Below are 23,688 nucleotides of genomic sequence, written 5' to 3'. Positions count from 1 at the left end.
ATCCACCGATGAGCGAGAAGCGCAGCATCTTTGAAGAGGTTGGCGAAAAGGCCGATGTGGCCATGCCGGCAGGGGGCGTGATCGATCAGGCGCCAAAAGGCGCGCGGCGCGGGATCCGGATTTGGCTGGGTATCCTTTTTGTTATGGTTGTCATGATGATCGCTGTCGGTGGGCTGACGCGGCTGACGGATTCCGGTCTGTCGATTACTGAATGGAAGCCCGTCACCGGTGCTGTGCCTCCGATGTCGGTGGAGGCCTGGGAGGTGGAGTTCGACAAGTATCGCGAGATTCCTGAATATCAGTTGCAAAACAAGGGCATGAGCCTGGCCGAGTTCAAAGTCATCTATTGGTGGGAATGGGGGCACCGCCAGCTTGGGCGTACTGTGGGGCTTGTGTGGGCACTTGGGTTCCTTGGTTTTGCGGTCACGCGCAACATTCCGACGGGTTGGGCGCGTCGTTTGTGGATTGTGGGGCTTCTGGGAGGTCTACAAGGTGCGATTGGCTGGTGGATGGTGTCCTCGGGCCTGTCTGGAGACCGCTTGGATGTGGCCTCCTATCGGCTGGCCACCCATCTGGGGTTGGCCTTTGTGATTTTGGGCGTGTTGGCGTGGTACATCCTGTTGCTGTCGCGGCCTGAGAAAGACTTGATGCAGGCGCGGCGAGGCAAAGAAGCCAAGCTCTATTCGCTATCGACGGGGCTCTTGCATGCAAGCTTTGTGCAGATCCTTTTGGGCGCGCTGGTTGCGGGCATTGATGCGGGGCGCACCTTCACCGATTGGCCTCTGATGGCGGGAGGTTTCTTTCCACCGGATGCCTTTGGTCTGACGCCGTGGTGGAGCAACTTCTTTGAGAACCCCGGGCTTGTGCAGTTCATTCACCGCATGTGGGGCTACCTCTTGGTGATCTTCGCGGTTGTTGTCTGGCGTCGCGCGCGCGGCTCTGCGCATGGGGCGACGCGGTTTGCGTTTAATGCTGTGATGGCGGCTTTGGCGGTGCAGATCGTTCTGGGCATCGCGACGGTTCTGTATGTTGCACCATGGCAGCTCGCGATTGTGCATCAGTTGATGGCGGTTCTGGTCTGGGTGTTGATCCTGCGAGCGCGGTTCTTGTCCTTCTATCCGATCTCTACTTCTATTCGTGAGGCGTAAATGAGTTCTTTCAATGATTTGATGGCTTTCCAGCGCGAAACTCAAGCGCTGGGTCAAGTGGCTGGGCGTCTGGGATGGGATCAGGAAACCATGATGCCGCGTGGGTCTGCGCCGCAACGGGCAGAAGAAATGGCCGCGATGGAGACGGTTTTACATGCGCGCCGGATTGATCCTCGGGTTGCGGAGTGGATCGCCTCGATTGATGCGTCAGACCTCGACGAAGCAGGGCAAGCTCAGCTGCGTGAAGTGACGCGCAGCTATGAGCGGACGCAAAAGGTGCCCGTGGAATTGGCGAGCCAGCTCGCGCGGGTGACGTCAAAGGCGCAAGGTATCTGGGCACAGGCGCGGGCGGATGAGGATGTGGCTGCCTTCCAGCCGATCCTTGAGGAAGTGGTGAACTTGCGTCGTCAGGAAGCGGAGGCGCTGGCGGCGGGCGGTGATCCCTATGATGCGCTTTTGGAAGACTACGAGCCTTATACTCAGGCATCAGAAATCGCCGCCATCTTTGATGCGATGCGTCCGCGGTTGGTGGCTTTGCGTGGCGCGTGTTTAGAGGCTGAGGCACCTGCAGCCTTGACCGGACATTTCCCCGAAGCAGTGCAGTTGAAACTGAGCCATGAGCTGGCGGCGGCTTTTGGCTATAGCTTTGATAAGGGGCGCATTGATAAGGCCGTGCATCCGTTCAGCTCTGGATCGGGCATTGATGTGCGGATCACGACGCGCGTAGACGAGGCAGATCCATTTAATTGTTTTTATTCGACAATTCACGAAGTCGGGCATGCCTGCTATGAGCAGAATATTTCTCAGGACTATCTGCTGACGCCTTTGGGACGTGGCGTGTCGATGGGCGTGCATGAGAGCCAGAGCCGGATTTATGAGAACCAAATCGGGCGGGGGCGTGCCTTTACCGGATGGCTGTTTGAGCAGATGCAGGCCGCGTTTGGAGACTTTGGGATTGCCTCGGCAGACGAGTTCTATCGCTCGGTCAACCGTGTGAAGCAGGGCTATATCCGCACCGAAGCCGATGAGGTGCAGTATAACCTACACGTCATGCTGCGCTTTGGGTTAGAGCGCGCGTTGATGGCGGGTGATCTGCAGGTTGCGGATCTAGAGGCTGCCTGGAATGACCGATTTGAGAGCGATTTTGGCTATGCGGTCGATAAGCCGTCCAACGGTGTCTTGCAGGATGTGCATTGGTCGGTGGGGCTCTTTGGGTATTTCCCGACCTATTCTTTGGGCAATGTCTATGCGGGCTGTTTGAATGCGGCGATGCGGGCGGCGGTGCCGGATCTGGATCAGCAGTTGGCGCGGGGGGATACCTCGGCGGCGACGGGATGGCTGGGTGAGAATCTGCAGCAGCATGGTGGGTTGAGAAAACCGGTTGATACGATCATGCATGCGACTGGATCAGAGGTGTCACCTGTGCCTTTGCTTGATTATCTTGAGTTGAAGTTCGGTGAGATATACGGCCTGTAATGCGCTGATATAGAATTGAAAAAGCCCCGAGGTAATCCTCGGGGCTTTTTGTTTCTCGTGACGTAGAGGGAGTTACTCTTCGGAGCCCTCATCGTCTTCATTCTGTTCGGCGATCCACGCGACAGAAACGACTTCTTCGCCTTTTCCGGTGTTAAACACGCGTACGCCACCCGCAGAGCGTGACCGGAAGGAGATCCCATCGACAGGCACGCGGATCGACTGACCCTTAGAGGTCGCGAGCATGATCTGATCACCCATCTCAACCGGGAAGGACGCCACCAGAGCGCCGCCGCGCATGGCTTTGTCCATCGCCGCAACGCCCATGCCGCCACGACCACGCACCGGGTAATCATGCGAGCTGGACAATTTGCCTGCGCCACCTGTGGTGATCGTAAGGATCAGGTTTTCAGCAGCAGACATCTCTGCATAGCGTTCCTGGCTGATGGTCGCGTTTTCATTGGCCTCTTCGTCGCTGGCCGCCTCGTCATCAACAGCGCCTGCAACCGCGCGGCGCATTTTGAGGTAGGCGGCGCGTTCATCAGAGGTGGCGTCAAAGTGGCGGATGATGGACATGGAGACCACGCGGTCATCGTCGCCCAATTTCACGCCCCGCACACCGGTTGACGCGCGTGAGTTAAAGACCCGTACATCTGTCGCCGGGAAGCGAATGGCGCGGCCGGATTTTGTGACCAGCATCACGTCGTCATCGTTAGAGGCAATGCGGGCGTCGATCATGGACCAATCTTCGCTATCGCCTTCAAATTTCATCGCAATTTTGCCGTTGGACTTCACATTCGTGAAGTCAGACAGCTTGTTGCGCCGCACAGTGCCGCGGTTGGTGGCAAAGACCACCTGCAGGTCGTCCCATTCCTTCTCGTCGCGGTCGACCGGCATGATTGCCGCAATAGACACGCCCGTCGGGATCGGCAGGATATTCACAATCGCCTTGCCCTTGGCCGTGCGTCCGCCCAGCGGCAAACGCCAGGTTTTCAGTTTGTAGACCATACCGTCGGTCGTAAAGAACAAGAGCTGCGTATGGGTGTTGGCCACAAAGAGGGTCGTGACCACGTCCTCTTCTTTGGTCTGCATGCCCGAAATACCCTTGCCGCCGCGTTTCTGCGCGCGGAAATCGGCCAGAGCGGTGCGTTTGATATAGCCGCCGGAGGTGACCGTCACGACCATATCTTCGCGTTCGATCAGGTCTTCGTCGTCCATGTCGCCGGACCAATCGACGATCTCGGTGCGGCGGTCGACGGCGAATTTCTCTTTGACTTCCATGAGTTCGGTGGAAATCAGACCCATGATGCGTTCACGTGAGGAAAGGATCTCAAGGTATTCCTTGATCTTGCCTGCCAGTTCTTCGAGCTCATCGGTGACCTCTTTGACCCCAATCTGGGTCAGACGTTGCAGACGCAGTTCTAAGATCGCGCGGGCCTGGGTTTCAGACAGGTTATAGGTCCCATCGTCGTTCATCGTGTGGGTCGGGTCGTCAATCAGCTGGATATAGCCCGCGATGTCAGCGGCAGGCCAACGGCGGGTCATCAGTTTCTCGCGTGCTTCGGCGGCGTCGGCCGAGGCGCGGATCGTGGCGACGATTTCGTCCACATTGGACACAGCCACCGCCAAACCACAGAGGATATGGCTGCGTTCGCGTGCCTTGCGCAGCTCGTAAGCGGTGCGGCGCGCGACGACTTCTTCGCGGAAGTCGATGAAGGATGTCAGAAACGCCCGCAGAGTTAGCTGTTCTGGACGGCCGCCATTCAGCGCCAGCATGTTACAGCCAAAGGAGGTCTGCATCGGTGTGAAGCGGAAGAGTTGGTTCAGAACGACCTCTGACGTTGCGTCTCGTTTCAGCTCGACAACAACGCGAACGCCGTTGCGGTCTGATTCATCCTGCACATGGGCCACGCCTTCGATCTTTTTCTCGCGGACCTGTTCCGCGATTTTCTCGATCATCGAGGCTTTGTTGACCTGATAGGGGATCTCGTCGATGATGATGGCGTAGCGGTCCTTGCGGATCTCTTCGACGCGGGTCTTGGCACGGATGATGACGGATCCGCGCCCCTCAAGATAGGCCTTCCGCGCGCCAGAGCGGCCCAGCATAATGCCGCCTGTGGGGAAATCAGGGCCGGGTACGTATTCGATCAGATCCTCGGAACTCAGGTCTGGGTTTTCGATCAAAGCCAGCGTGGCATCGCAAACTTCGCCAAGGTTGTGAGGCGGAATATTGGTGGCCATACCCACCGCAATACCACCCGCGCCGTTGACCAGCATGTTCGGGAAGCGGGAAGGCAGAACCGTCGGCTCTTGGTCTTTGCCGTCGTAGTTGTCCTGAAAATCGACCGTGTCTTTTTCGATATCCGCCAGCATAAAGGCCGCCGGCTTGTCCATGCGCACCTCGGTGTAACGCATCGCCGCCGGGTTATCGCCGTCCATCGAGCCAAAGTTACCCTGACCGTCCAGCAAAGGCAGAGACATCGAGAAATCCTGCGCCATCCGAACCAGCGCGTCATAGATCGCGCCGTCGCCATGCGGGTGGTATTTACCCATGACATCGCCGACCGGACGGGCGGATTTACGATAGGCTTTTTCGTGGCTGTTTCCGGTCTCGTGCATCGCATAAAGAATGCGGCGGTGGACCGGTTTCAGACCGTCCCGAAGGTCAGGAATCGCGCGACTCACGATCACGCTCATCGCGTAATCGAGATATGAGGTCTGCATCTCTTCTTCGATGGTCACAGTTGGACCGTCGTGATGCATGCGCTCTACGATGTTTTCTTCTTCGTTTTCAGGGGTTTCAGGCGTGTCGCTCAAGTCTTGGCTCGCTTCTGTCTTGGGCTCAATATTTAGTTGAAGCTTTTATAACAGAGGCAGCATATGGGGTGCAATGGCTGCATCGCCATTGTGGAGAATTCGCCGAAATTTGGGGTGGTTTAGGCCGAACAGCTTGCTCCGCCCAAAACACAGAATTTCGCGCAATGTGGGTGGTTAAGTTGCACGGATTTCTCGGCCTCTTCCAGCGTGCGACCCATGTCGAATTCTTTCTCATATGGAAGCAGGGTGCAGGCAATCACGCTGGGGGCGTCGGCCCCCTTGTGTTTGACCACCATGCGAGAGTTTGAACACATGACATCGGTCGGTTGCTTGTTCAAAATACCCCAGCAGTCGGTGGTGATTTCGGGGACTTCGACGGTTTCGTCCATTTCCGGGAAAAGCACGGTCATGCCCGGATTATTCGCATCAATGTCAAACCCGTGTTTCGCATAAAGATCCGCATAGCCCTGACGGGAGTCCGCGTCGGTCTCGCCCCAAACGGTGCGCCCAGCGACTGCCATGGCGAACCCGTTCTCGCTGAGCCACTCCATGCCGGTGATGGTTTTGCCAAAGCTGCCCTTGCCGCGCTCTTTGTCGTGCAGCTCTTCGGACCAATGGTCGACCGAAATGCGCATGGTCAGCTTGCCGGGGTGGGCGGCGTTCAGCTCCAAAAGGCCTTCTTTCACCTTCTTGCGCTGCATCGGCATCATGGCGTTGGTCAGAACAAGGACGTCGTAGCCACGTTCCAGACAACGGCGGGTCATCTCGTTCATTTCGGGGTTCATGTAAGGCTCACCGCCCGTAAAGGCGATTTCGCGCACGCCCCAATTGCGGTCCTCAAGCTGATCCAGATAGTCGGTGATCTCATCTGCCGTCAGGTAGACCAGCGCGTCATTGGTTGGAGAGCTCAGGATATAGCAGTTTTCACATTCGATATTACAGAGCGTACCTGTGTTGAACCACAGCGTCTGCGGATCGCTCAGTGGCACATGCGCGCGGGTGTCGCCCTTTGCGGTTACAAAGGGATCCTGAAACTTGCCGAAATTTACCGCGTCTTTCATATGCCTGTCTTTCTTTTGGTCGATCTTGCTTATGAAAATATGCCTATGAGGGAAAGTCGTTACAGATATACTGACAGAGATGTGAAGTAGACTTGCTTAACGGACGGTCAATTGTTAAGCGGTGTTTGCGCTAACAGTCGCTCGGGCGAGGGCGAGGGAGCAGAGGGTAGCATGGTTTCGCGTATTATTCCGGTTGAGACATTCGATCTGGTGATTTTTGGGGGCACAGGCGATCTGGCGCGCCGGAAAATCCTGCCGGGGCTGTTTAAACGGTTCTGCGATGGGCAGATGCCGGTTGGGTCTCGGATTATTGCGGCTGCGCGGTCTGATCTGGATCTGTCTGGGTTTCAGGATTTCGTGGTTCAGGCGGTCGAGGATGCGCTTGGCACGCCGGATGCCGATCAGATCTCGGGCTTTGTCGACACGCTGGACTATGTGACCATCGACGCGTTGGGCGAAGAGGGCTGGGCGGATCTGGCGGCGAAACTGCCTGCCTTTGACAAGGTGCGCGCGTTTTACTTCTCGGTCGGCCCGAGCTTGTTTGAAGCGCTCGCCGAACGCCTTCACAAACATGGGTTGGTGGATACGGAAACGCGGATCGTCGTCGAAAAGCCATTTGGCCGCGATCAAGAGAGTGCCAAGGCCCTGAACGCCACGCTGCGTCGCCATTTTGATGAGAGCCAGATTTACCGCATCGACCATTACCTTGGTAAAGAAACAGTGCAAAACCTGATGGCCGTGCGCTTTGGCAATATGCTCTTTGAGCCGCTCTGGAACAGTCAATACATTGATCACATTCAGATTTCTGTCGCCGAGGACGTGGGTGTCGGGGGGCGTGGTGCCTATTATGACAAGTCGGGTGCCATGCGGGATATGGTGCAAAACCACCTGATGCAGCTCTTGTGTTTGACCGCCATGGAGCCGCCGTCCTTCTTTGAACCAGACGCGGTGCGGGACGAAAAACTCAAGGTCATTCGCGCGCTGACACCGGTTGAGCCGCACCACATCGTGCGAGGCCAATATACGGACAGTTCTGACGAGGTGACCTATCGCGAGGACGTGGGCGATCCGCGGTCTCGGACGGAAAGCTACATTGCTTTGAAATGCCACGTCAGCAATTGGCGTTGGGCAGGCACGCCGTTTTATCTGCGCACGGGCAAACGGCTGAAGGCGCGCGATAGCGAGATCAATGTGGTCTTCAAGCAGACGCCGCATTCGATTTTCGGCCCCGAGGCGGGCGAGCATCACAACGAATTGCGCATTCAATTGCAGCCCGACGAAGGTATTAACCTGCGCGTGACCATCAAGGAACCGGGGCCTGGGGGCATGCGCTTGATGGATGTGCCTCTGGACATGAGCTTTGCTGAGGCCTTGGGCGAGGACGCCGACACGCCCGACGCTTATGAGCGGCTGATCATGGACGTGATCCGGGGCAATCAGACGCTGTTCATGCGCGACGACGAGGTCGAGGCCGCCTGGGCCTGGACCGACCCGATCATTCAGGGCTGGGAGGCGCGTCACGATGTGCCAAAGCCTTATGAGAGCTTTTCTAACGGCCCGACAGACGCGGATCTTTTGATCGAACGCGACGGGCGCAACTGGCGGGAAATTGGTCGATGAAGATCGAAAAATACAGCGATTTTGACATGATGGCGATTGAGGTCGCCCAAAGAATCGCGGGGGATTTGACGGTCGCGCTGCATAATGCAGATCGCGCGATGCTGGCGGTGCCGGGTGGAACCACGCCAGGGCCGATTTTTGACGACCTCTGTGCTGCCGATCTCGATTGGTCGCGCGTCGATGTTGTGTTGACAGACGAACGTTGGGTACCGGGCGACCATCCGCGCTCAAACACGCGGCTGGTGCGCGAACGTCTGCTGGTCAATCGCGCGGCTTCGGCGCGGATGGTTCCGCTTTACGCAGAAACGCCGGAACCAGAAGAGTCACTCGCGGGGCTGATGGAGGCCATCGAGGCCGATCTGCCCATTGCCGTGGCGGTCTTGGGCATGGGCGCGGATATGCATACGGCGTCTTTGTTTCCCGATAGCCCCGACATCGCGGCAGCTTTGGACGCACAGGCGCCGATTTTGCTGCCGGTGCGCCCTGAAAGCCAGCCCGAAGCGCGGATCACGCTGTCGGCGCGGGTTCTGAATGGCGCGCTGGCCAAGCACGTCGTTTTCAAAGGGCAGGACAAGATGGATGCGCTCCAAAAGGCGCGGACTCTGCCCCATGTTGAGGCCCCCATCGCCGCCGTTTTGGACGGCGCAACAGTTCATTGGACGGAGTAACCCTATGTGGGACGTGTTAAAAGCTCATCAGGCGCAAGCGCCTCGTATTGTTGATTTATTTGAAAATAGCGGGCGATCTAAGGCGTTTTCGATCACAGCAGATGGTCTCTATTTTGACTACGCAAAGACGGATATCACCGGGGCCTGCTGGGAAGATCTGGTGAGGCTTGCGGAGCAAACCGAGGTCGTGAAATGGCGCGACGCGATGTTTGCGGGCGAAAAGATCAACGTCACCGAGGATCGCGCGGTTCTGCACACCGCGCTGCGCAATCTGGACGGTGGGCCTGTGGAGGTTGACGGCGAAGACGTGATGCCGGGCGTCAAAGAGGTCGTGGCCAAGATGGGCGATTTTGCCGAGGCCGTGCGGTCTGGTGAGTTCAAAGGGCAGGGCGGTAAAATCACCGATGTGGTGAATATTGGGATCGGCGGGTCTGATCTGGGGCCGGTTATGGCTACGATTGCTTTGAAACCTTATGCCGACGGGCCACGCACGCATTTCATCTCGAATGTAGATGGAGCGGATTTGGCGGATACGCTCGATGGTCTGAACCCTGCGACGACCTTGGTTCTGGTGGCGTCCAAGACATTTACGACACAGGAAACCATGATGAACGCGACGTCTGTGCGGGATTGGATGGCAAAATCTGTGACTGATCCCGCGGCTCAGTTTGCGGCGATTTCTACGAACCTAGAGGCCACAGCGGCATTTGGAATTCCAGCGGAACGGGTCTTTGGGTTCGAAGATTGGGTCGGGGGCCGCTATTCTATGTGGGGTCCGATCGGTCTGTCGATCATGTTGGCTATTGGCTCAAATGATTTCAATGACTTCCTGCGTGGTGCTCAAGCAATGGATCAGCATTTCGTGACGGCTGATCTGTCACAAAACATGCCCATTGCCTTGGCTCTTGTAGGAATTTGGCACCATCAGATCCATGGGCACGCGACCCGGGCGGTCTTGCCCTATGAGCAGCGCCTTCTGCGCTTTCCGGCTTATCTGCAGCAGATGGAGATGGAGAGTAACGGCAAAAGCGTCACCCGCGATGGCAAAGAGGTCTCTCAGACTGTTGGTCCAATCGTCTGGGGAGAGCCCGGCACGAACGGACAGCACGCCTTTTATCAGCTGATCCATCAGGGCAAACAAGTTGTGCCATGTGAGTTCATGGTGGGCGCTGAAGGCCATGAGCCTGAGCTGGCGCATCACCACAAAGCTATTCTGGCCAATTGCTTAGCGCAATCAGAGGCCTTGCTCTTGGGGCGCAGCTATGAGGTTGCGAAAGAGCGGATGGCGGCTGCGGGTCATGAAGGAGAGGCGCTGGAGGCCCATGCAATGCAGCGGGTCTTTGCGGGCAATCGGCCGTCGACGACTTTGGTGTATCAGAAGCTGACGCCCTTTGTTTTGGGACAGATCGTGGCGCTGTATGAACATCGGGTCTTTGTCGAGGGGGTGATCCTCGGGATCAACTCTTATGACCAATGGGGTGTCGAGCTTGGGAAAGAGCTGGCGAATAAATTGCTGCCTGCCGTTGAGGAGGATGCGGATCTGAGTGATGTGCATCCCGCGACATCTGCAATCATCAGTAAAATCAATGCTCTGCGCTGAGCTTCAAAAGTGATGCGGAAACTTTGAAAGTTTCCGACTTCGATTTCTTTTAAAGAAATCGGACACCAAAAAGCCCCGCATTGGCGGGGCTTTTGTTGTTTTGTTTTAGCGCTTAGGCGCGACGGCGACGTCCGCCGCCACGGCGACCGCGGCCACCTTCTTCGCCTTCTTTCGCAGGGGCTGCGTTGAACTTGATCCAAGCCGCGCCACCGTCGTCATTGTTGGTCAGGAAATTCGCCGCGCGGATCGCTTCCATTTCTTTCCCAGGACGTGGCTTGGTGGAGCCCATACCAAACATGGTCACAAAGGCTTCATCATCCATATCCGCAGGGATCACGATGCCCGCTGCTTCCAGCTCTGCTTTCTTTTCAGCGATCTTCTTTGGACCCACAGGCAGCGCCACTGGGTTCATAATCGCCGAGGTCATGCCGGTCGCCATTGCCATAGGCAGGAAGGCGTTGTTGATACCGTGGCGGTTTGGCAGGCCGAAGGAGATGTTGGACGCACCGCATGTGGTGTTCACACCCAGCTCATTGCGCAGACGGCGGTTCAGTTCAAACACCTGCAGACCAGCGGTGCCCATCGCGCCGATTGGCATCACCAGAGGGTCGACCACGATGTCATGGGCTGGAATGCCGAAATCCGCCGCGCGTTCTACGATCTTTTTCGCAACCGCAAAGCGCACTTCTGGATCCTCAGAGATCCCGGTGTCGTCGTTGGAGATCGCAACCACAGGTACGTTGTATTTTTTGACCAGAGGCAGCACGAGTTCCAGACGCTCTTCCTCACCGGTCACAGAGTTCAGCAACGGGCGACCCTTGGCGGCCTCAAGACCAGCTTCCAAAGCTCCAGGCACAGAGCTGTCGATACAGAGCGGGATGTCGGTGACGCTTTGCACAACTTCGACCAGCTGACGCATCAGCTCTGGTTCAACAAAGTTGTTGTCCGCATAGCGCACATCTTCGGCCATTTTATTGCTGAACACAGCGCCCGAGTTGATGTCCAGAATGGTCGCGCCAGCCTCGACCTGCGCAATGGCGTCGGCTTTGACGCGCTCAAAATTGCCTGCTTCCAGCTCGGCATTCAGGATCTTGCGGCCAGTCGGGTTGATGCGTTCGCCGATGACGGCAAATGGCTGATCAAAACCGATAATGGCGGTCTTAGAGCCGGATTCTACAACGGTACGGGTCATTCTTTTTCCTTATCCGTTCACAGGTTTCGTAGAGGAACCGCCGTTGTCGATGGCCCATTTTGCGTTTGTTTTGATGCCGCCCAGTGGGAAGAAATGCACCTTCTCGATATTGAAATCCGGGTTCGCAGCTTTGTGGGCGGCGAGCTCGGCGATCACATCGGTTGGCTCGTAAGGCAGCAAGAGTTTGGTCACATCCATCGCGCGTTTCTGAAGGACCTTCAGCGAAGGGCCAACGCCGCAGGCGATGGCGAATTTGATCAGGGTCTGCAGTTTCGCAGGGCCGGCGATGCCGATGTGGATCGGCAGGTCGATGCCGGCCTCTTTCAGACCGTCCGCCCAGGCGATGATCGGCTTTGCGTCAAAGGCAAATTGGGTTGCCAGCGCCATAGAAGCATCGGTGGTCTCGTTGAACTTGTTTTTCCAGCGCAGCGCGTCGTCGACGTTCTTTGTAGAGCCATCTGGGTCGATGTCTTTGTTGCCCTCAGGGTGGCCTGCGACGTGCAGATTGGTGAAACCTGCTTTGTCAAAGAGACCGGTTTCCAAAAGCTGCATAGAGCTGTCAAAATCGCCATGCGGCGTGGTTACACCACCGGCCAGCAAAAGCGCCTGTTTCACGCCGGCTTCGCCCTGATACATGGCGATCCAGTTTTCCAGCGTGGCTTTGTCTTTGATGATGCGCGCTGGGAAATGCGGCATGACGTTATAGCCTTCGCCAGCGATACGCGCGGCGGTCTTCACCATGTCCTCAATAGGAGTGCCTTCGATATGGGCGATATAGACACGGGTGCCCTGGGGCAGCAGGTCGCGGAAATCCTCGACCTTTTCTGCGGTGCGCGGCATGACCTCGATGGAATAGCCATCCAGAAAGGCCTCAACCTCCGGCGTCACAACGGTGCCGGACTCGGTTTTCTTTTTAAAGTTCAAAAGCGCCATGACGGCCTCCCAAAGCTGATTGCCCCGCACGCGGGTCATTCCCATCCTTCATTCGCGATCAGGGCCTTGATTTTCTCCTGATCAAACTCTGCCTCAAGTCGGGCCGCTTCGGCTTCGACGATTTCGGCTGGGGTTCCGTCCATTTGGTAGGGCGCGGCTTTGCGCCATTCGGCCAGATATGCATCAGTGTCCGCCGCGCCGACTTTCATCGCCGCACGGTCGATTGCCTGCTCAAACCGCTCTGCGAGCTGTTTTTTCGCACCGCGACGCCCTTTGCCCACAATCACCTGGGCTGGGATATCGCGCCAATAAACAATCGTGACGTCATGCATGATCTGATTCTACCTCCTAAACGGTGATCCATAGGTAATCACAGGGGGGGAGTTCTCTATGTTCGTTTTCGACTTATGGGACGCAAGCTGCGACCTCTTGTGTCATAGACGGTTTGTTGCCGTCCCTCCACAGCGGGGCCCATGAAAAATCTTAATGATCTTCTTGAATTGGAAATCTGCGGGATTGCGGGAAATTGATATCGGGTCTAGGCTTGGGTTAACTCGATATGGAAGGCGTGAACTATGGCGCCAAAGCGTCCCAAAGGTGCGGGCGCGTTCCCAAAACCGGTAGAGAGCCCCGCGCCGAACCGACCCGATCCCAGTGAGCTTTACGCCGCTTTGGATCTGGGAACCAACAGCTGTCGCATGCTGATTGCTCAACCTAAGGGCAGTCAGTTTCATGTCGTAGACAGCTTTTCGAAATCTGTGCAACTCGGGGCAGGGCTAGAGACCACCGGTCGTCTGTCGCGTGGATCCATGCGGCGTACGATTCAAGCTATGCGGATCTGTCAGCAGAAACTCAAGCGGCATGGCGTGAAGCGCATGCGTTTGGTGGCGACCGAGGCTTGTCGGCGAGCACGGAACTCCAAGGATTTCGTCAAGCAGGTGCGGCGTGAGACCGGGCTAACACTTGAAATCATCAAACCCGAGGAAGAAGCGCGTCTCGCGGTGATCAGCTGCGCGCCTTTGGTGAGCACCAAGACGGAACAGCTTTTGGTGGTGGATATTGGCGGTGGATCGACCGAGCTTGTTTGGATTGATCTGAGCAACGTGGCCCCGGTGGATCGTCCCAAGGCGATCATGCGCATGCATTCCGGGTTCAATAAGCTTGAAACGCCGTTTCCGGCCGCGCGGGTGGTGGATTGGATTTCTGTGCCTTTGGGGGTCGCGACGCTGCGCGATCAGTTCAATGACGTAGACGATGATTCCGCGCGCTTTGCGTTGATGAGCTGGTTCTTTGAAGAGAAACTGGCGGATTTCGCACCCTATGCGGACGAACAATCGCGCGAAGGGTTTCAGATCGTTGGCACCTCAGGGACTGTGACGACGGTGGCCGCGAGTCATCTGGGATTGCGCCGGTATGACCGTACCAAGGTGGATGGTTTGCGGATGTCCTCGGAACAGATCGATGCGGTCATCAATGATTATCTGCGCCTTGGGCCTGCCGGCCGGCGGGCGGATCCTCGGATCGGGCAGGATCGGCATGCGTTGATCATGTCGGGCTCGGCGATTTTGCAGGCGTTGTTGCGCGCTTGGCCGACGGATCGGTTGTCTGTGGCGGACCGCGGTCTGCGTGAAGGCTTGCTCTATGCTCAAATGAGCGCGGATGGGGTGCTGGAAGACGGCGTCTATTAGCGCTATAGGGCGCGCATTGCTCCCTTTGGGCGCTCTTTGCTGAGGCGGACTTATGGTCAAAAAGAAAAATACATCCGGTCGAGGTCAGCGCGATCTGACCGTAAAGGTCAAGACCGCGCGGGGCCGTAGCCTGAGCTCGACCCGTTGGTTGCAGCGGCAACTGAACGACCCTTACGTGAAACGCGCGCAGGCCGAAGGCTATCGCGGGCGCGCGGCGTTTAAGATTTTGGAACTGGACGATAAATTCCGGTTTCTGGTGCCTGGGGCTCGGGTCGTGGACCTTGGGTGCGCGCCCGGGGGCTGGATGCAAGTGGCGGTGCCGCGTGTGAACGCTCTGGGTGAGAAAGCCGGTAAGAAAGTCGGCACGGTTCTGGGCATTGACCTGCAAGAGGTCGACCCTTTGCCGGGTGCCGAGATCCATCAGCTTGATTTCATGGAAGACGACGCGGATGAGAAGGTCAAAGACTGGCTGGGCGGCAAAGCGGACGTTGTGATGTCTGACATGGCCGCCTCATCCTCGGGGCATAAACAGACCGATCACCTGCGCATTATCGCGCTTTGCGAGGCTGCGGCCTATCTGGCCTTTGATGTTCTGGATGAGGGCGGCACCTTTGTGGCCAAAGTTCTCGCCGGTGGGGCCGAGGGTGAGCTGCAAAAGCTGCTTAAGCAGAAATTCAACAAAGTGGTGAATATGAAGCCGCCGAGTTCGCGAGCGGATTCGTCAGAGAAGTTCGTGGTCGCGACTGGTTTTCGCGGCTGAGCCCATGCAAATAACCGGGGTTTCCTAACCCAAAGCGCGTCGTGGCCTATTTGCGTTAACCTTGGTTAACGATACCATAAGTGTCATGGATATCAGCGAAGCCATGGCATCAGCACTCTTGTGCGCGTCCCTCGGGGGCGAGCAAGAGATCCGGTATGATTTCGGGGACAGTTACAACATTATCGACTGCGTGACCGAGACGCACGCCATCGAGTTTGGGTTAGACAAAGCGAGCTCTCGGGACAGTTTTGTGCAGGCTTGGGTGGCCTCGCGGCATATCCCGCATGATCCGCCACTCAAGCCGATGGTCTATATTGTCGGCAGGTTTGCTGAGCCGGGCAAAATCGGAACTGAATTGATCGCCTTTGGCAACGCGCATGGCATTGAAACCTACTACCACTGGCAGGCGCGGCTTGATCCAGAAGCCTTTCGCGAGAACGAAAGATAACGGGCCGAGCGCTCAGTTAGCGAAACAAAGACCCCGCCGCCATATCGCGAAACGCCAGCATCTCGGCCTCTTGCGAGGTCTCTTTGTGGTGATGCGTCGCGCTGATCCAATCGGCCTGTTTGATCAGCTCAAACAGTCGCCCGTGGCGCGTTTGTTTAAAGGCGGGCAGAAACGCCTTGGGGTTCATCATCATGGCAGAGGTCCTCTTATGCCGTATGTCACAAGAGGCTTAATGAACGGGTAATAGGGCAGCATTGCGCCCACTCTGCGCGCAAAACATGATCAATTGCGGCAGTACCTGCGCATGTGTCGATAGAGCTAAGGGAGGAAATGGTGGGTCGTGAGAGGCTCGAACTCCCGACATCTTCGGTGTAAACGAAGCGCTCTACCAACTGAGCTAACGACCCGCCGTGGCGTGGGTTCTAATCTGTAATCTGGGGGGAGGACAAGAGCAAAAAATATGTTTTTTGATTTTTTTTGCCCGCCCAAACCCGGCGCAAAACACGGAATGAAAAACGTGCAAAAAAATCGTCAAAGGCACATCTAATTCGCTTGACGCTGCAAGCGCGGACGCATAAACCACAGCTCACCGCGACGGCCACGGCACAAGCGGTTTTTCAGAGAGCGGTTGTAGCTCAGTTGGTTAGAGTACCGGCCTGTCACGCCGGGGGTCGCGGGTTCGAGCCCCGTCAACCGCGCCACTCTGAAACCTGGCCCAGGTAGGGCACCATAGACCGAAAGGTCACGCGCGGTTGTAGCTCAGTTGGTTAGAGTACCGGCCTGTCACGCCGGGGGTCGCGGGTTCGAGCCCCGTCAACCGCGCCACTTTTCCCCTGACTAAATCGAAATATACCTTTAGCACGGTCGCTCTGTTGTTTGAAACAAGGCAAGTTATCGTGTGACACGGGTCTCATCTCCTGTGATGCGCCCAAGTATTGTTGCCAAATTTTGTACAATCATAATCCCATGTTTTTAATGTTGATTTCGTAGGTGCTGGCAGGCAACAGACCTTTAACAATTGCCCCTACGTTACTCGAAAGTTCCATGATCTCGCGTAGGATTTGCCAGTGTGGGCGCATCTTTTTACGTGAGTTTGTCATGAGAAAATTTGCTGTCATTTCTTGTCTTATTTTGTCCGCAGGGACGTCGCAGGCCCAGGGGCTCCGCTTAGCCGATGATTTCGATCCAACGCTTTTTGCAGGTGTGTCCTGGGTGATCGGTCCGGTGAGTTCCGGAGGATCGTCTGACGCGCAATCGCGCGCAGGTCTTAGCCTGCGTGTGTTGTCGTCTAAACAAACTGGTGCGATTGCGGGGGCTGCTGGTGTGACACGTTACTTTGACGGGTCTATGGGGTGCGACGCAGGGATTGCCTATAGTCGTCGAAACGAGAGCTATATCGCCACCTACGATTTTTGTAAGCGCAAGCCATTGGCATCTGTGGGTGGAATTGCGCGCTGAGACCAGATTTCTGAAGGCTTGGAGCGGGTAACGGGAATCGAACCCGTAACCAGAGCTTGGGAAGCTCGTGTGATACCTTTTCACCATACCCGCTCGATGTCTTGGGGGTACCGCCTGACGCGCAGGGCGTCAAGCGGGTCTGAGGCCTTATCCGCGACGGCGACGGCGACGTCCGCCAGCGGCTTCTTTGTCGCCTCCGGTGTTAAAGCTGACGGAAGGCAAGGTGACGATGCTCTCAAGGATCGGGAAGGGATCGACGCTGTTGGGGATCGCTGAGGCATTGACGAAATGCTCTTGGAAACGCGGTTCTACAGCGGTTTCAATTTTCTCGATCTTGCGCACGGTCTCTTCGATTTCACGACGCGCGTCGGTGTTCAGCAAAGCAATTCGCGCACCGGTGCCTGCGGCGTTACCTGCGCTTGTGACCTTGTCGATGGTGCAATCGGGGATCATGCCCAGGACCATTGCGTGTTTTGCCGAGATATGGGCGCCGAAGGCCCCGGCGAGGGTCACGCGGTCCACAGTGTCGACGCCGAACTTATCCATCAAGAGCCGCGCGCCGGAGTAGAGCGCCGCCTTGGCCATCTGGATCGCGCGGATGTCTGGGTTGGTGACCGTGATGGTTGGACCTCCGTCGGCGGAGCCATCCCAGAGCAGGTAGGCGTTGGTGCGCCCGTCGGCGATGCAGCGAGCGGATCCGGTTTGTTCAGCGGATCCGATGAGGCCAGAGGCATCCAGAATGCCCGCAATGCGCATTTCGGCGATGACTTCGATGATGCCAGAGCCGCAGATGCCGGTGATGCCGGTGGTGGCGATCGCCTCAGAGAAACCGTCTTCATCGGACCAGATGTCCGAGCCGATGACGCGGAAGCGGGGTTCCTTGGTCTCGGGGTTGATTTCGACCTTTTCGATGGCACCGGGGGCGGCGCGTTGGCCGGAGGAAATCTGAGCACCCTCAAAGGCTGGGCCTGTTGGGGACGAGCAGGCAAGGACTTTGTCTGTATTGCCCAGAAGGATCTCGGCGTTGGTGCCAACGTCGACGACCAAGACAAGTTCCTCTGACTTGTCAGGGGCTTCTGACAAAGCAACAGCTGCCGCGTCCGCGCCGACATGGCCTGCGATACAGGGCAAGAGGTAGATGCGCGCCGAAGGGTGAATGTTCAGATCCAACTCGTGGGCCGAGAGAGAAATGCTCTCATTCGTCGCCAGCGCAAACGGCGCTTGGCCCAGTTCGAAGGGGTCAATGCCGAGGAAGAGGTGGTGCATAACCGGGTTGCAGACAAAGACCGCATCCACGATCAGGGCCTTGTCGACACCAGCTTCGGCCGCCAGCTGCACGAACAGCGCGTTCATTCCCTCGCGAACCGCGCGGGTCATTTCCTTGTCACCGCCTTCGTTCATCATGGAATAGCTGACGCGGCTCATGAGGTCTTCGCCAAACCGGATCTGCGGGTTCATGAGGCCCGAAGAGGCGATGACCTCGCCAGACTTAAGGTCGCAAAGATGGGCCGCGATGGTGGTGGAGCCAAGGTCTACCGCGAGGCCATAGATCGTGCCCTCATAAAAGCCGGGCCAGACATGCATGATCTTTGGACGGCGCAGGTGGTCGCCAAGATGCACCGCAACAGTGACTTTCCATTGGCCTTGGCGTAGCACTTTCTGCACGTCTTGCAGAATGTTCATCTCAACCCGTTGAACGTCCACATCCCATTGATTTTTCAGCGCTTCATAGAGGCGTTGCAGATCGCCAGATGGCTTGTGCATGTCGGGCTCTTCGACCTCGACATAGTAAAGGCGGGTCGAGGGGTTCATGGTAATGTCCCGCGCCTCAGCCCGTTTGCGCACCACCTGTTTGTGGACCTGACTTTCCGGCGGCACATCGATGACCACATCGCCTTGCACGGTCGCCTGACAGCCCAAACGGCGGCCATCTATCAATCCGCGTTTGGACTTGTAGCGCTCTTCAACCGCGTTCCACTCGCTCAGCGCGTCCTCAGAGACGGTCACCCCGTGTTTCGGGAATTCTCCGACCGAGGGCGTCACTTGACATTTCGAACAGATCCCGCGGCCGCCGCAGACCGAGTCCAGATCGACGCCCAATTGACGCGCCGCCGTAAGGACTGGCGTGCCTACAGGAAAATTGCCGCGTTTGCCCGAAGGGGTGAAGATGACGAGTGGGTCAGAGCTCATGAGGATACCTGTCAGTCTAAGTCGTGAGGCAACAATAGGAGGATTGTCGCAAAGGGAAAGGCGACAAACGCCATTTTCACGACATAGAGCGGCATTAATTGGTATGTGAAATGCGTAGTTACGGCGCGGATGGGTGAAACTGCGTTGAAATTGTCGCCAATGTCGCATCTCCGCGTATCTCGGGCGGAAAGTGAGTCCCAAATTTCAGCCGGTTTGTCATGGTTTCTCGGAGAAACGAATCTACTACTGCTTTGAGCCGCCCAACATGACCTCACATCGCGTTGAGACCATTGCTATGATCGCAATCGCGATCTCGGGCGTGTTGTGGGGCGTATTTTGGATACCGCTGCGCGCGCTTGAGCAGGTTGGGATTTCGGGCGTTTGGGCGGTGGTTGTGTTCCAGATCTTGCCCACGGCGTTGTTGTTGCCGCTCATTTTCTACCGCGCGCGCTCGATTTTGAACGGCGGCATGTCCCTCGCGGTCGGAGGCGCTTTGGCCGGCATCTCTTTGGTGCTCTATTCCGGTGCGCTGATCTTCACCGATGTGGTGCGCGCCTTGCTGCTGTTTTATCTGACGCCACTCTGGAGCACGTTGTTGGCGCGTTTCACGCAAAACGAACCGATCACACGCGTCCGCCTCGTGACAATTGTGCTTGCTTTATTGGGCCTCTGTTTGATCATCCGCTTTGAAGAGAACTTCCAGATCCGCATGAATGTCGGCGATTGGATGGGCTTGGCATCTGGTATCATCTGGGCTTTTGCGGCTGTGCGGATCAAAGCGGCGGGGCCGGGGAAGGGCGTGGATTTCGCGCTGACTTTCTTTGTGATGAGCAGTTTGGTGGCCTTGGCCATGACACTGCTGCCTCTGGAGGGCGCTGGGGCGGATCCATCGTTAACCGCCATTGTCTCAGTGCTCTATTGGATGATCCCAGTCGCCGTCATACTGATCATACCACCCGCTTTTGCTCTGATGTGGGGGGCGAGCGTGATCAGCCCGGGCCTCATTGGCATTCTCTTTATGACCGAAGTCAGCGTCGGCGCGATCACCGCCGCGATCTGGGCCGGAGAGCCTTTTGGCCTGCGTGAAGCGCTCGGTGTCGTGGTGATCACCACCGCCGGGGCGCTCGAGCCGATTTATTCCCTGCTGAAATCGCGTCAAACCCCTGCATAAGTGGCGGAATGGGGGTTTCCTCTTTGGCCGATAAGTGAAATAGAGAGGCGCCAAACGACCCCACCCAAGGAGATGTGTGATGGAGATTCGTGAGGCCCTTACCTTTGACGATGTTTTGCTGGTCCCCGGCGCCTCTGAGGTGCTGCCGACAACCGCGGATACACGCACTTGGGTGACGAAATCCATCGCTCTGAATATCCCGCTGCTGAGTTCTGCTATGGACACGGTGACCGAGGCGAAAATGGCGATTGCCATGGCGCAGGCGGGCGGCATGGGGGTTATTCACAAGAACCTTGATGTGGAAGAGCAATCCAAACAGGTCCGCCGGGTGAAGCGCTTTGAATCGGGGATTGTGTATAACCCGATCACATTGAAGGCCAATCAAACACTGGCGGACGCGAAAGCCCTGCAAGAGCGCTATCGTGTGACTGGGTTCCCAGTGGTAGATGACGCGGGCAAGGTCGTCGGCATCGTGACCAACCGCGACATGCGGTTTGCGACATCGGATGACACGCCAGTGTCCGTCATGATGACCTCCGACAATCTGGCGATGTTGCAGGAACCTGCGGATCTCGAAGAAGCCAAGAGCCTCATGAAGGCGCGTCGGATCGAGAAACTTTTGGTGGTCGATGGGGCTGGCAAGTTGACGGGTCTCTTGACGCTTAAGGACACCGAACAAGCTGTTCTGAACCCCACGGCCTGTAAGGATGACCTCGGACGGCTCCGCGTGGCAGCTGCTTCGTCGGTTGGCGACAGTGGCTTCGCGCGGTCTGAGCAGCTGATTGATGCCGGAGTGGATATTGTGGTCGTAGATACGGCGCATGGGCATTCCGCGGGCGTGATCGAAGCTGTGCAGCGCATCAAACGCGAGAGCAACCAAGTGCAGGTGATCGCGGGCAATGTCGCCACCTATGATGCGACCCGCGCGTTGATTGATGCGGGGGCTGATGCGGTGAAAGTCGGTATCGGGCCGGGCTCGATCTGTACCACACGAATGGTGGCAGGGGTCGGTGTCCCACAGCTCTCGGCCGTCATGGATTGTGCACGCGCAGCGGGTGATACGCCTGTGATTGCGGACGGTGGCATCAAATTCTCGGGTGACTTTGCTAAAGCCATCGCGGCAGGGGCCTCCTGTGCCATGGTTGGCTCGATGATTGCGGGCACGGATGAATCTCCGGGCGAAGTGATCCTCTATAATGGTCGTTCGTTCAAATCCTATCGCGGTATGGGCAGCCTTGGTGCCATGGCGCGCGGCTCGGCTGATCGCTATTTCCAGAAAGATGCCGCAAGCGACAAGCTGGTGCCGGAAGGCATCGAAGGGCAGGTGCCGTATAAGGGATCCGCTGGCGCTGTGATCCACCAACTCGTCGGCGGCTTGCGCGCGGCTATGGGCTATACGGGCAATGCGACCGTCGAAGAGATGCGCAAGAACTGCAATTTCGTGAAGATCACCGGTGCGGGGCTTAAGGAAAGCCACGTGCATGACGTGCAGATCACCCGCGAGAGCCCGAACTACCGGATCGGCTGATGCGTCCGGCGGCCCGTGTTCAGGCAGCAATTGAGATCCTTGATGAGATCCTTGAGGGCGCGCCAGCCGAGCGCGCCTTAACCGCTTGGGCGCGCCGGTCTCGGTTTGCCGGATCCAAGGACCGCGCGGCCATTCGGGATCATGTCTATGATGTCCTGCGCCGTCGCAATAGCTGCGAGCAGGTTGGTGGTGGGCTGACCGGGCGATCTCTGATGATGGGGCTACTAACGTTGCAAGATCAGGATCTGGATGCGCTGTTTGCAGGCGACGGCTATGGACCTGACAAGCTGCAACCTGCAGAGCTGCCAAGTGACAAACCCATCGTGGGGTATGATCTTCCAGAGTGGGCGATACCAGAGTTGCGTCAAACGTTGGGCGAAGATTTTGAGTTGGTTGAGGCCAAACTCAAAGAGCGTGCACCTGTTATCTTGCGCTGTAACCTGCGTAAAACGGATCGCCCAGCGGCCATTGAGACCCTAAGGCAGCAAAGCATCGAAGCAGAACCCCACCCGGCCAGCGACACTGCTTTGACCGTCCTAAATGGCGCGCGCCAGATTGCACAATCTGGTGCTTACCAAAGTGGACTTGTCGAATTACAGGATGCCTCCAGTCAGGCCGCCATTGAGGCTTTGCCTCTGCGCAATGGTACGCGCGTGCTTGATTATTGCGCGGGCGGTGGGGGCAAACTCTTGGCGATGGCCGCGCGCGTTGATGGAACGTTTTGCGCCCATGATGCGATCCCGCGTCGGATGCAGGATCTGCCCGTCCGCGCCAAACGTGCAGGGCATAAAGCGCGTATATTAGGCTCTGATGACCTGAATTCCGCAAAGCCCTTCGATCTGGTTTTTTGCGACGTGCCCTGTTCGGGTAGCGGGTCCTGGCGCCGTGATCCGGAAGGAAAATGGCGGATGACACGGCAAGACTTTGAAGAGCTTTTAAAGCTTCAGGCGGAGATTCTGGATCAGGCGAGCCACTTGGTCACGCCTGATGGAACGCTGGTGTATGCTACGTGTTCTATGTGTCACTCAGAAAATGAAGAACAGGTCGCAGCCTTTTTGAGAACGCATCCCGAATGGAGCATTAAAGCTCAGACCCAGTGGACGCCGCTCCAAAACTGTGACGGTTTTTTTGCGGCCGTATTACAAAAACTCTGATTCCTCAGAGCTTTACCTTTTTCTGTGGCAATTGATCGATTTAAATCGAAGCGCTTAAGGCTTCGTAAAGAATTTCTGCGGCAATTTCGTGATGAGAAAGCAGATGAATGCAGGGCTTCGTATTGATTTTACAAAACATTGCACCGCCAGGACAGGGGGCTGACCGGTCGCAGTCGTGGACCAAAGTGATACTGTCACTTGCGCTCATCGCGGCACTATCCAGTTTTTTCGTCGAGGTCTTGGTTTTAAAGGTTTTCGCTGTTAGCGTCGCGGCCGGTCTTTTGGCTTTGCCGGTCGTTCTATGGGGATACGCCAGACTAATGCGCAACACTGCGAAAGGGCTTGCGCAGCGCATGCAATCGGTCATCGGCAAAGATTCAGAAAAGAAATTTTTGGTGTCCTCGGATGGGGAGGTTTTCTATCGCAACGACGCCGCACGGGACGATGGCCTCATCGAATCCAATCTGATCAAGGTGCTGAGCGTCTTTATCGTGGATGCGCAAGACACGCTGAGCCGGCTGCATGACGCCGCACGCTTAAAGCAACACGCCACGGAAACATTGGTCACGCGAAAGGGGATGACCGATCTCTGTGTTACGCACATCGAAAAGGACCTCTTTTTGTGGGAAGTGACCGGACGCAGCGACGCTACTCCTGCCGTCCCCGAGGACCATTCTGTGCCGCTGATCACGGTTGGGCGGAATGGTTCGATTTTATTCATGAACGCGGCTGCGCGAAGTTTGTTCGGTGATCGGCTTGCGTAATTGTCCGAGATACTT

General features: G+C 56.9%; 20 protein-coding genes and 4 tRNA genes. 15 read left to right on the top strand and 9 right to left on the bottom strand.

The genetic code is table 11. The features are described from left to right. Window positions 1–8: 8 nt before the first annotated feature. On the top strand, window positions 9–1,148 hold the full coding sequence (ctaA, locus tag HZ995_RS14795; protein ID WP_209356420.1) for a heme A synthase: 1,140 nt from the start codon (window positions 9–11) through the stop codon (window positions 1,146–1,148). Then, on the top strand, window positions 1,149–2,624 hold the full coding sequence (locus tag HZ995_RS14790) for a carboxypeptidase M32 (RefSeq protein WP_209356419.1): 1,476 nt from the start codon (window positions 1,149–1,151) through the stop codon (window positions 2,622–2,624). Between the two features lie 72 nt (window positions 2,625–2,696). Here HZ995_RS14790 and gyrA read toward each other — a convergent pair whose 3' ends face one another. Together gyrA and HZ995_RS14780 are read right to left on the bottom strand one after the other, a co-directional pair. Continuing rightward, the gene (gyrA, locus tag HZ995_RS14785; RefSeq protein ID WP_209356418.1) at window positions 2,697–5,438 is read right to left on the bottom strand and encodes a DNA gyrase subunit A; all 2,742 of its coding nucleotides are present in this window, start codon (window positions 5,436–5,438) and stop codon (window positions 2,697–2,699) included. 119 nt (window positions 5,439–5,557) lie between these two features. Continuing rightward, entirely contained in the window at window positions 5,558–6,499 is a 942-nt protein-coding gene (locus HZ995_RS14780; RefSeq protein ID WP_209356417.1) for a radical SAM protein, read from the bottom strand. Window positions 6,500–6,670: 171 nt separating this feature from the next. Between HZ995_RS14780 and zwf the strand changes: the two genes are divergently transcribed. From zwf to pgi, 3 genes are read left to right on the top strand one after another with little or no spacing between them, the layout of a single operon-like run. Next, window positions 6,671–8,119, top strand: a complete 1,449-nt coding sequence (gene zwf / locus HZ995_RS14775; protein ID WP_209356416.1) for a glucose-6-phosphate dehydrogenase — start codon at window positions 6,671–6,673, stop codon at window positions 8,117–8,119. Beyond that, window positions 8,116–8,787, top strand: coding sequence for a 6-phosphogluconolactonase (gene pgl / locus HZ995_RS14770; RefSeq protein ID WP_209356415.1), 672 nt, complete (start codon window positions 8,116–8,118; stop codon window positions 8,785–8,787). Before zwf ends, pgl begins: the two co-directional genes overlap by 4 nt. A 4-nt stretch (window positions 8,788–8,791) precedes the next feature. Beyond that, window positions 8,792–10,387: a glucose-6-phosphate isomerase gene (gene pgi / locus HZ995_RS14765; protein WP_209356414.1), complete on the top strand. Its 1,596-nt coding sequence runs from the start codon at window positions 8,792–8,794 to the stop codon at window positions 10,385–10,387. 112 nt (window positions 10,388–10,499) lie between these two features. Here the strand turns inward: pgi and HZ995_RS14760 are convergent, their stop codons facing one another. Genes HZ995_RS14760 through HZ995_RS14750 form a run of 3 tightly spaced genes read right to left on the bottom strand, consistent with a single transcriptional unit; the run spans window position 10,500 to window position 12,844 of the window. After that, entirely contained in the window at window positions 10,500–11,579 is a 1,080-nt protein-coding gene (locus HZ995_RS14760; RefSeq protein ID WP_209356413.1) for a methyltetrahydrofolate cobalamin methyltransferase, read from the bottom strand. A gap of 9 nt (window positions 11,580–11,588) precedes the next feature. After that, window positions 11,589–12,512 carry a methylenetetrahydrofolate reductase gene (locus HZ995_RS14755; protein ID WP_209358286.1) on the bottom strand — a complete coding sequence of 308 codons (924 nt, stop codon included), beginning with the start codon at window positions 12,510–12,512 and terminating at the stop codon, window positions 11,589–11,591. A 35-nt stretch (window positions 12,513–12,547) separates the two neighbouring features. Then, the gene (locus tag HZ995_RS14750; protein WP_209356412.1) at window positions 12,548–12,844 is read right to left on the bottom strand and encodes a virulence factor; all 297 of its coding nucleotides are present in this window, start codon (window positions 12,842–12,844) and stop codon (window positions 12,548–12,550) included. A gap of 243 nt (window positions 12,845–13,087) precedes the next feature. On the opposite strand from HZ995_RS14750, the gene HZ995_RS14745 reads away from it, so the two are divergent. From HZ995_RS14745 to HZ995_RS14735, 3 genes are all read left to right on the top strand, one after another. Next, on the top strand, window positions 13,088–14,200 hold the full coding sequence (locus tag HZ995_RS14745) for a Ppx/GppA phosphatase family protein (protein ID WP_209356411.1): 1,113 nt from the start codon (window positions 13,088–13,090) through the stop codon (window positions 14,198–14,200). 52 nt (window positions 14,201–14,252) lie between these two features. Further along, the gene (locus tag HZ995_RS14740; protein ID WP_209356410.1) at window positions 14,253–14,960 is read left to right on the top strand and encodes an RlmE family RNA methyltransferase; all 708 of its coding nucleotides are present in this window, start codon (window positions 14,253–14,255) and stop codon (window positions 14,958–14,960) included. An 85-nt stretch (window positions 14,961–15,045) separates the two neighbouring features. Continuing rightward, window positions 15,046–15,408, top strand: a complete 363-nt coding sequence (locus HZ995_RS14735) for a hypothetical protein (protein WP_209356409.1) — start codon at window positions 15,046–15,048, stop codon at window positions 15,406–15,408. A gap of 16 nt (window positions 15,409–15,424) precedes the next feature. Here HZ995_RS14735 and HZ995_RS14730 read toward each other — a convergent pair whose 3' ends face one another. Beyond that, window positions 15,425–15,601: a hypothetical protein gene (locus tag HZ995_RS14730; protein ID WP_209356408.1), complete on the bottom strand. Its 177-nt coding sequence runs from the start codon at window positions 15,599–15,601 to the stop codon at window positions 15,425–15,427. Between the two features lie 138 nt (window positions 15,602–15,739). Then, window positions 15,740–15,815 (bottom strand) — tRNA-Val (locus HZ995_RS14725). 217 nt (window positions 15,816–16,032) lie between these two features. On the opposite strand from HZ995_RS14725, the gene HZ995_RS14720 reads away from it, so the two are divergent. The 3 genes from HZ995_RS14720 to HZ995_RS14710 all read left to right on the top strand — a co-directional run bounded on the left by HZ995_RS14720 (window position 16,033) and on the right by HZ995_RS14710 (window position 16,866). Further along, a tRNA-Asp gene (locus tag HZ995_RS14720) sits at window positions 16,033–16,109 on the top strand. 47 nt (window positions 16,110–16,156) lie between these two features. Then, window positions 16,157–16,233 (top strand) — tRNA-Asp (locus HZ995_RS14715). 273 nt (window positions 16,234–16,506) lie between these two features. Further along, entirely contained in the window at window positions 16,507–16,866 is a 360-nt protein-coding gene (locus HZ995_RS14710) for a hypothetical protein (RefSeq protein WP_209356407.1), read from the top strand. Between the two features lie 19 nt (window positions 16,867–16,885). On the opposite strand, the gene HZ995_RS14705 is transcribed toward HZ995_RS14710, so the two are convergent. Further along, window positions 16,886–16,959, bottom strand: a tRNA-Gly gene (locus tag HZ995_RS14705). Window positions 16,960–17,013: 54 nt separating this feature from the next. Further along, the gene (locus HZ995_RS14700) at window positions 17,014–19,056 is read right to left on the bottom strand and encodes an ASKHA domain-containing protein (RefSeq protein ID WP_209356406.1); all 2,043 of its coding nucleotides are present in this window, start codon (window positions 19,054–19,056) and stop codon (window positions 17,014–17,016) included. Window positions 19,057–19,321: 265 nt separating this feature from the next. On the opposite strand from HZ995_RS14700, the gene HZ995_RS14695 reads away from it, so the two are divergent. The 4 genes from HZ995_RS14695 (at window position 19,322) to HZ995_RS14680 (ending at window position 23,673) form a co-directional block, all read left to right on the top strand. Continuing rightward, a complete protein-coding gene (locus HZ995_RS14695; RefSeq protein WP_209356405.1) occupies window positions 19,322–20,227 on the top strand; it encodes a DMT family transporter in 906 nt (301 codons plus the stop codon). A 79-nt stretch (window positions 20,228–20,306) separates the two neighbouring features. After that, complete coding sequence (gene guaB, locus HZ995_RS14690) at window positions 20,307–21,755, top strand: IMP dehydrogenase (RefSeq protein ID WP_209356404.1); 1,449 nt, start codon at window positions 20,307–20,309, stop codon at window positions 21,753–21,755. After that, a complete protein-coding gene (locus tag HZ995_RS14685; RefSeq protein ID WP_209356403.1) occupies window positions 21,755–22,909 on the top strand; it encodes an RsmB/NOP family class I SAM-dependent RNA methyltransferase in 1,155 nt (384 codons plus the stop codon). Before guaB ends, HZ995_RS14685 begins: the two co-directional genes overlap by 1 nt. Window positions 22,910–23,016: 107 nt before the next feature. Then, window positions 23,017–23,673 (top strand): hypothetical protein, encoded by a 657-nt coding sequence (locus tag HZ995_RS14680; RefSeq protein WP_209356402.1) that lies wholly within the window; start codon window positions 23,017–23,019, stop codon window positions 23,671–23,673. The last annotated feature ends 15 nt before the right edge of the window (window positions 23,674–23,688 follow it).

This window comes from Cognatishimia activa (assembly GCF_017798205.1).
GTDB classification, from domain to species: domain Bacteria; phylum Pseudomonadota; class Alphaproteobacteria; order Rhodobacterales; family Rhodobacteraceae; genus Cognatishimia; species Cognatishimia activa_A.
This window is presented reverse-complemented; position numbering and strand designations above follow the sequence as displayed.